We start from the raw sequence: 658 nt of genomic DNA on the forward strand, positions 1-658 counted from the left end.
ATTGAATAAGAGACAGCGTCCGCTCCCTCCCCCGGGGCCGGTCCGGACGCCGCTCCCGCTTCTGCTCCCGCTGCCGCAGGCCAGCAGGATCCCTCCCTGGGCGCGGCCCAGGTGCGGCAGATGTGGCCGCAGATCCTGGAGGCCGTCAAGAACCGCCGCCGGTTCACCTGGATTCTGCTCAGTCAGAACGCGCAGGTCGTCGGCTTCGACGGCACCACGCTGCAGATCGGGTTCTCCAACGCGGGCGCGCGTGACAGCTTCGCGAACGGCGGCAGTGACGAGGTGCTGCGCCAGGCGCTCGGTGACGCCCTCGGCGTGCAGTGGAAGGTCGAGGCGATCGTCGATCCCTCGGGGGGCGGAGGCTCCGCCGTACGGACACCGCAGCAGGCGCCCCCGTATGGAGGGTCGCCCGGAGCGTCGGACGGACCGTCCGGGCCACCGGGAGCGTCCGCTCCGCCCGGTCCATCCCGTCCGTCCGGTGGCGGTCCGGGTGCCGTCGGGGCCGGCTCTCCGCCCCAGGGCGGCGGCGTCCGCGAGAGCGTGGCGGCCCCCGCGCCGCCGACCGGGTCCGCGGCGGGGCAGCCCGCCGCCCCGGCTCCGGCTCCGGCCCCAGCTGCGGATTCGGCTCCGGCCTCGACCCGGGCCCCGGCCCCGGACC

Annotated in this window: 1 pseudogene; it reads left to right on the forward strand. The window is 75.8% G+C overall.

Features of this window, described 5'->3' with window-relative positions:
- Positions 1-120: 120 nt before the first annotated feature.
- Positions 121-658, forward strand: a pseudogene (locus G5C65_RS39985) (DNA polymerase III subunit gamma and tau); the annotation flags it as partial.

Source organism: Streptomyces boncukensis, assembly GCF_011045075.1.
In the GTDB taxonomy this organism is placed as follows: Bacteria; Actinomycetota; Actinomycetes; order Streptomycetales; family Streptomycetaceae; genus Streptomyces; species Streptomyces boncukensis.